8 protein-coding genes are annotated in these 7,218 nt (G+C 60.7%); all 8 read right to left on the reverse strand.

Going from position 1 to position 7,218, the window contains the following annotated elements:
• Nucleotides 1–953: glutamine synthetase family protein (locus WBB85_RS19465; protein WP_432640247.1), on the reverse strand; the 953-nt coding region annotated here is incomplete at its 3' end.
• A gap of 14 nt (nt 954–967) precedes the next feature.
• Entirely contained in the window at nt 968–1,648 is a 681-nt protein-coding gene (locus WBB85_RS19470; RefSeq protein ID WP_432640248.1) for a type 1 glutamine amidotransferase, read from the reverse strand.
• A 73-nt stretch (nt 1,649–1,721) separates the two neighbouring features.
• On the reverse strand, nt 1,722–3,059 hold the full coding sequence (locus WBB85_RS19475; protein ID WP_432640249.1) for a glutamine synthetase family protein: 1,338 nt from the start codon (nt 3,057–3,059) through the stop codon (nt 1,722–1,724).
• Nucleotides 3,060–3,256: 197 nt separating this feature from the next.
• On the reverse strand, nt 3,257–4,063 hold the full coding sequence (locus WBB85_RS19480; RefSeq protein WP_432640250.1) for an ABC transporter permease: 807 nt from the start codon (nt 4,061–4,063) through the stop codon (nt 3,257–3,259).
• The gene (locus tag WBB85_RS19485) at nt 4,060–4,944 is read right to left on the reverse strand and encodes an ABC transporter permease (protein ID WP_432640251.1); all 885 of its coding nucleotides are present in this window, start codon (nt 4,942–4,944) and stop codon (nt 4,060–4,062) included. Before WBB85_RS19485 ends, WBB85_RS19480 begins: the two co-directional genes overlap by 4 nt.
• Before the next feature lie 42 nt (nt 4,945–4,986).
• Nucleotides 4,987–5,706, reverse strand: a complete 720-nt coding sequence (locus tag WBB85_RS19490) for a transporter substrate-binding domain-containing protein (protein ID WP_432640252.1) — start codon at nt 5,704–5,706, stop codon at nt 4,987–4,989.
• 38 nt (nt 5,707–5,744) lie between these two features.
• Nucleotides 5,745–6,524, reverse strand: coding sequence for an ABC transporter ATP-binding protein (locus WBB85_RS19495; RefSeq protein WP_432640253.1), 780 nt, complete (start codon nt 6,522–6,524; stop codon nt 5,745–5,747).
• 93 nt (nt 6,525–6,617) lie between these two features.
• The coding region (locus WBB85_RS19500) for a phosphate/phosphite/phosphonate ABC transporter substrate-binding protein (RefSeq protein WP_432640254.1) at nt 6,618–7,218 on the reverse strand (601 nt) is incomplete at its 5' end.

Genomic DNA, 7,218 nt, shown 5'->3' on the forward strand with positions numbered 1-7,218 from the left:
GGGACGTAGCGGCGGTAGGAATTCACGTAAGGCGCCATCAGGGCAACGACGGCGGGCAGATAGCGCTGCATGCCTGAGATGAAGTACATGAATTCCGGCGTCTCCTCGCCGTTCTTGTCGGCAAAGATGTTGTTGCCGGTCTTGATGTCCACCACAGACTGATGGATGTGCATCGCGCTGCCTGGTTCACCTTCGATGGGCTTGGCCATGAAGGTGGCAAAGCTGTCCTGCCGAAGTGCGGCCTCGCGGATCAGCCGCTTGAAGTAGAAGACCTCATCGGCCAGTACCACCGGATCGCCATGCGACAGGTTCAGTTCCACCTGACCGGCGCCGCCTTCCTGCACGATGCCGTCAATCTCCAGCCCCTGCGCCTCGGCAAAGTCGTAGATGTCGTCGATCACCTTGCCGTATTCGTCAATCGCCGACATTGAATAGGCCTGATTGGCCATCACCCGGCGGCCCGAGCGGCCGACGGGTGGAATAACCGGCTGGTTGGGGTCGATATTGCGGGCAACGATGTAGAATTCCATCTCGGGCGCCACGATGGGCCGCCAGCCCTGATCGGAATACAGCTTGACCACGCGCTTCAGCACATTTCGGGGGGCCAGCGGGACCGGTTCGCCCTTCTGGTCGAGAACGTCGTGGATGACCTGCAAGGTCCAGTCCGCGGTCCACGGCACTGCTGTCGCAGTCGAGAAATCCGGCACCAGCACCATGTCGGGTTCAGTAAACTCGCTTTCATCGGGCATATCGGCATAGTCGCCGGTGATCGTCTGGGCGAAGATCGAGTTGGGCAGATGGAAGTATTTCTGCTTGCCGAATTTAGAGGCGGGCATCGCCTTGCCCTTGGCCACGCCGGTGAGGTCCGAGACGAGGCATTCGACCTCATCCAGACGTCGTCCGGCGATATATTCCTGGGCTGCTGCGGGCAGTTTCTGGGTCCAGTCGGACATGGGTCACACTGCTTTCAGTTTCGGTTTTGCTTGAAGAAATCCGCGATCCGGTCGGCAATCGCGGTCGAGGAATTGGTGGGGGCGAAGCGGGCGCGGGCGGCCTCCATGATCTCACCGGGGACAAGGCCCTTGCCACGCGTCGTCATCAGCCCGTCGATGAAATCGTTGCCATATTCGGGATGGGCCTGAACCGTATAGGCGCGGTCATCGTAAAGCAGTGCTGCATATTCGCAGAACGCATTGGTGCCGACGGTCTCGGCTGCGGCCGGTTTCTCAACAACCTGATCCTGATGCCAAGCATTCAGGGTCACCGCCTCGCCGCCAAACTGGTAGTCCTGCGGCCCGACAGCCCAGCCGCCCTTGAATTTCTCGACCTTGCCGCCCAAAGCCTGCGCAATGATCTGGTGGCCAAAACAGATGCCGACCGTCGGCACCTTCTCGGCATAGGCCTTGCGGATGAAATCCTCCAGGGGCTTGATGAAGGGGTGATCCTCATAGGCACCGTGGCGCGATCCGGTGATCAGCCAGCCGTCGCAAGCATGCACGCTTTCGGGGAATTCCATTCCCTCGACATGATAGGACGTAAAATCCAGCCCGTGCCCGGCCAGAAGCCGGATGAACATGTCCGGATAGTCGCCCATCTTGTCGCGCAGGACGTCGGGGGCCTGGCCGGTCTGAAGAATGCCGATACGCATGTCTGGTCTCTTGGTTCCGCGTTGTTGGTGAGGGTGCGCCGGGCCGCGCGGCTTTGCAAGCGGCCCATTGGGGTCAGACGGTGTCGAGATAGATCTCAGTCTTTTCCTCGGGCGACAGCTCCGCCATGTAGTGCACTTCCTGACGCTTGGTCATAACGAAATTGCGGATTAGTTCCTTGGGGAAGATCCGGGCGACCATCTCGCTCTGCTCGAACGCGTCGATGGCCTCTTCCCATGTCTCGCAAAGGAGCGGCAGGCCCTCGATCGCATAGGCGTTGCCGGTGATGGGCTTTGGCGGTTCCATCTTGTCCTCGATCCCGATCAACGCCGCGCCAAGGATACCCGCAAGCATGAGGTAAGGGTTCACATCGCCCCCTGCGACGCGGTGCTCAATCCGCCGTGCCGCCGGATTGCCCGAAGGGATACGGATCGCAGAAGTGCGATTTTCATAGGCCCAGCAGATGCCGTTCGGCGCATGCGATTCCGGGATCAGCCGGTCGTAGCTGTTGGCGTGCGGTGCGAAAAGCAGCGTGCAGTCACGCATCGCAGAAAGGCAGCCCGCAACCGCATGGCGCAGCATGTCCGACCCTTCCGGCCCGTCATTGGAAAAGACATTCTCGCCATCCTTGTCGATGACCGAGAAATGGGTGTGGAGCCCGTTGCCCGAATATTCCGGATAAGGCTTGGCCATGAAGCTTGCGGCAAAGCCGTGATGGCGGGCCATGCCCTTCAGCAGCATCTTGAAGAGCCAGGCATCGTCGGCGGCGCGCAGGGCGTCGTCGCAATGCATCAGGTTGATCTCGAACTGCCCCAGCCCCGATTCCGAGATCGCGGTGTCGGCCGGAATGTCCATCTCTTCACAGGCATCGTAGAGGTCGGTGAAGAACGTGTCGAAACTGTCGAGGGCGCGGATCGACATGATCTCGGCTGCCTTGCGGCGCTTGCCCGAACGGGGCGAGAGCGGCACCTGCAGGTTCTTGCCCGAATCGTCGATCAGGAAAAACTCCAGCTCCATCGCGCAAACGGGTGTCAGCCCGTGTTTCTTATAACGCGCGACGATGCTGGACAGGGCATGGCGGGGATCGCCCTCATAGGGTTTGCCGTTCTCGCGGTACATCCAGATCGGCAGCAGGGCCGAGGGGCTTTCAAGCCAGGGCATCGGCATGAAGCCGCGTTCTGTGGGCTTCAGGATGCCGTCCTTGTCGCCGCTTTCGAAAACAAGCGGGCTGTCGTCGATATCCTCGCCCCAGATATCAAGGTTAAGGACCGACATCGGAAAGCGGGTGCCGTTTTCCACGACCGCATCGGCAAAGCGGACCGGCACGCGCTTGCCGCGCGGCTGGCCGTTGAGGTCGGCGGCGGCGACACGGATCGTGCGCACCTCGGGGTGTTTTCTGAGCCAGTTCTTCATCGTCTCACCTGAACGGGTCCGAGCCTGAGTTCCGAAACCGCCTTGGTTGGGACGCATCAGTCCGCCCGGCAGCATCGGCCCATGCCCTTGGGCCTTAGCTGTTTATGATCAAATTGCGGACAGAGGGCCTGCGGCACCACCAAGTGACAGAAAACAGGACCGTCACTTGCGTTCATAATTTGATCAAATAAGTGATACTACCGGATCAGCTGTGGACGCAAGCGAATTCTGCTGCGGGTCTCTTGCGGCAGGTGACGGTTCAGCCGGGCATTGATCCGGCCAAAGAGGAAGATGACCGTGAGTGTCAGAAGAATGAAGTAGAAGGCCAGGATCGGGTAGGGAATGAAAGGGTTGAACGTCTTGTCCGCGAAGTAACTCGCGTAATAGAGCGCGTCACCCTTCTGCCGGATCGTCGGAAAGCCGGAAAAGAAGACCAGCGTCGTGGCGTGGAACAGGAAAATCGCCTCGTTCGTATAGGCGGGCCAGCCAAGCCGCAGCATCGTCGGCCAGATCACCCGGCGAAAGCGGCTCCAGCCAGACATGCCATAGGCATCGGCGGCCTCAATATCGCCCTTGGGGATGGATTGCAGCGCACCGTAAAAGATCTCGGCCGAATAGGCGGCGGTGTTGAGGAAGAGAACAAGCAGCGCACCAAGGGCCGCCGCCGTCAGCGGCGCCATCACGGGATAGGTGGATTTGAGGCTGAGAAACAGGAAATAGGCAAAGAAGAACTGGATGAACAAGGGCGAGCCACGGAAGACGAAGACGAACCATTCGGCGGGCTTGCGCAGCCAGGGATTGCGCGCCGCCTTGCCCATCGCCACAGCGGTCGCCAGCACGAAGCCAGACAATAGCGCCAGCGTGCCGAAATAGATGTTCCAGATCATGCCCGAGCCAATCAGCGTGAACTGCTGGCAGAGCGTGAAATCAGAGCGCGGCAGCAGCCGTTCGCCATGGCCTAGGCTGCGGAGGCCGTAATCCGCGATGGTTTCCCAGCAACTCATGCCGCCGCCTTTCGCTGTGCTTCGCCCGCCATGGTCGCCTGCCCCTTGGTCAGACGGGCCATGATCTTGTCGAGAACGATTTCAGATACGCGGGTAAAGCAAAGATAAAAGACAAGAAGCGCTGCGAAATACCACATGCGCCAGTCAGGATGCGGGTAATCGGTGAATTGCGCGGTCTTGGACCCGCCCAGCTCGCGCGCCCAATATACGATATCCTCAACCCCCAGCAGGAACAGCAAGGGCGTCGCCTTGATCAGCACCATCCAGAGGTTCGAGAGACCCGGCAGCGCGAAAACCCACATCTGCGGCACGAGGATGCGCCAGAAACTTTGCCGCTGGCTCATCCCGTAGGCTTCGGCCGTTTCGATCTGCGCACGCGGAACGGCCTGCATCGCACCGTAAAGCACGTTGGCGGCGAAAGCGCCGAAGACGATGGCAAAGGTCAGGACGGCAAGGAGAAACCCATAGGTTTCATGCACCCATTGCGCGGCGGTCCCCAATGGCAGCTTTGCCTCGGCGCAGACCCGGAAATCATTGCCCTGCCAGATCTCCTGATCCCAGTCCGGGCATTTGATCTGGTGGCGGACCCATTCGAACGCCTGATCGAGCGCGATCACGAAAAACAGGAAAAAGGCGATATCCGGCACGCCCCGCACGACCGAGATATAAATCTTGCCGAACCATCTGAGCGGCAGGAACCGGCTGCGGGCCGCACTTGCGCCGCCAAAGCCAAACAGCAGCGCCGTCGGCGCCGTGATCGCCAAAAGCAGCAGCACCGTTCCGACGGACCAATAGATCGACATGTGCTTGCCTGTGGTCAGGTAGCAACTGAGCCAGCTCAGGCCCTCAAGTGTTCCGGGATCGGTGCAATAGCTGAACATGGGTTAAATCGGGCGGGGCCATCAGGGCCCCGCCCTTCATCCTCAGAAGAGTGCGATTTCTTCGCCGAACCACTTCTTGAGCAGTTCGTTGAGCGAGCCATCATCCTTCATCGACTGGATCGCCGCGTCGAACTTGCCTTTCAGCTCGGCATCCGATTCCCGCACGCCCATGCCGATGCCGCCGCCAAGCGGCACGTCGTCGCCGACGATGACCAGCTCGCCACCGGATTCGTTGACGATCGGCAGGAGGAAGTCCTTGTCGGCCAGAACCGCATCCGCCTCACCGTTGCGGACTGCAGCGATGGTTTCATCCGGCGTCGGGAATTCCAGCAGCGTGGCACCGGTTTCAGCGACATGACCCGCCTGAATGGTCGCGGTCTGTGCGGCGATCACGCCCGACAGGTCCACATCGGCCGAGGCGGCGACATAGATCGAGGCGGTCGGCGGATAGTAGTTCTGGGTGAAGTCGATAACCTCATCCCGTTCCGCCGTGATCGACATACCGGCGATGATCGTGTCGTAGTTGCCCGAAACGAGGTTCGGGATGATGCTGTCCCACTCATTCGTCACCCATTCGCAGGTCAGTTCGGCGCGGGCGCAAAGCTCATCGCCCAATTCACGCTCGAATCCGTCCACCTCACCGGCATCGTTGATGAAGTTGTACGGAGGGTACGCGCCCTCGGTCCCCATGCGCACGGTTTGGGCCGAGGCGAGCCCGGCGGTCAGGGCCAGTGCGGCGGCGGAAAGGATCAACTTGTTCATGTGGTTACTCCCAGTTTCTTATTGAGCTGCTTTGGTGGTCAGGCCGCAATGGTCGCGCTCAGGAACCCTTGCAGGCGTTCGGTTTTCGGGCTGCCGAAAAGTTCGGCCGGGGGGCCTTCCTCTTCGATCTTGCCCTGATGCAGAAAGACGACGTGATCCGAGACGTCGGCGGCAAGCCGCATGTCATGGGTCACGATGATCATGGTCCGGTGTTCTTCGGCCAGAGCCTTGATCACCTTGACGACCTCCTGCTGCAATTCGGGATCGAGGGCCGAGGTCGGCTCATCGAACAGAAGCGCTGTCGGCTCCATGCAAAGTGCGCGGGCGATCGCGGCGCGCTGCTGCTGGCCACCGGACAACTGCGCCGGATAGACATCGCATTTGTCGCCGATCCCGACCTTGTCGAGATATTTGCGTGCAGCCGCCTCAACCTCGGCCCGGTCTCGTTTCAGGACCGTCAGCGGCGCTTCCATGACGTTCTGCAGGATCGTCATATGGGCCCAGAGATTGAACTGCTGGAAGACCATCGACAGGTTGGTGCGAATGCGGATCATCTGTTCGCGGTCGGCCGGATGACGACCCGGCCCCTCGCCCTTCCAGGTCACCTTCTCACCCTTGAAGATGACATCGCCCTGCTGGCTGTCTTCCAGCAGGTTGCAGCAACGCAGGATGGTCGACTTGCCCGAACCAGACGACCCGATGAGCGAGATCACCTCACCACGACGCGCGGCGAGCGAAACGCCCTTGATCACTTCGAGCTGGCCGTAAGCCTTGTGCAGGTCCCGGATTTCGATGACCGGTGTTTCTTCTGATGTCACGTTCAGTACTCCCCGGCGCAGAGTAGGGCGGATAATTTGCCGCTTTACAATGCGCTTTTTGATCGTTCTTGCGGGGAAAAACCGGCTTTCTGACTAGTTCACCGGCACATCTTGCGACGGTGGCGGTGGGGTTGGCACGGAAATATAGGCACTTGCCGGGATCGTTGTGAGACCGGTGAGCCCAAGACTGGCGCGGTCGGCAGCAGAAAGTGACGTGACGGCACTTGTCACCGCGCGGGCAATCGGGGCCGGGTCGCGGTGTTTTGCGGTGATCAGCGGCAGTCCGGGAGTGGGCGCTGTATGGGCGATGACGCGCAGTTTCGCCGCAAGCTCGGGCATATGCGCCACGATCAGCCGCCAGGTGACGGCATCGATGGCGGCGATGTCGGCGCGGCCTGCGGCGACGGCCTGGGCGCTGTCGCGGTGGGCACCGGTATGGCGGGTGTGTTTGAACATGAGGGGTGCCACATGGTTTTGCGGCGCGGCCCAGCCCGACTGGCTGTCCTGACCGTTGAAAGCCAGCGTCCGGTCGATGAAATCCATCACCTCCCCCGGCTCATCCGCGCGGGTGATGAGTTCGGAGTAATAGTAGCCCGCAGGCGCATCCGGCAGGGCATAATCGAGTGTTCCGACCAGCGTCACATGGCCATGAAGGCGGGTGCGGTAAGGCATGCCGCAGGTCTGGCCCAGCAGA

The sequence above is a fragment of the Albidovulum sp. genome (assembly GCF_049646345.1).
GTDB lineage: Bacteria > Pseudomonadota > Alphaproteobacteria > Rhodobacterales > Rhodobacteraceae > Albidovulum.

Coding starts and splice junctions, on each gene's coding strand:
- WBB85_RS19480 (WP_432640250.1), bottom strand. CDS start 4,063: ATGAGTTGCTGGGAAACCATCGCGGATTACGGCCTCCGCAGCCTAGGC.
- WBB85_RS19470 (WP_432640248.1), bottom strand. CDS start 1,648: ATGCGTATCGGCATTCTTCAGACCGGCCAGGCCCCCGACGTCCTGCGC.
- WBB85_RS19485 (WP_432640251.1), bottom strand. CDS start 4,944: ATGTTCAGCTATTGCACCGATCCCGGAACACTTGAGGGCCTGAGCTGG.
- WBB85_RS19490 (WP_432640252.1), bottom strand. CDS start 5,706: ATGAACAAGTTGATCCTTTCCGCCGCCGCACTGGCCCTGACCGCCGGG.
- WBB85_RS19475 (WP_432640249.1), bottom strand. CDS start 3,059: ATGAAGAACTGGCTCAGAAAACACCCCGAGGTGCGCACGATCCGTGTC.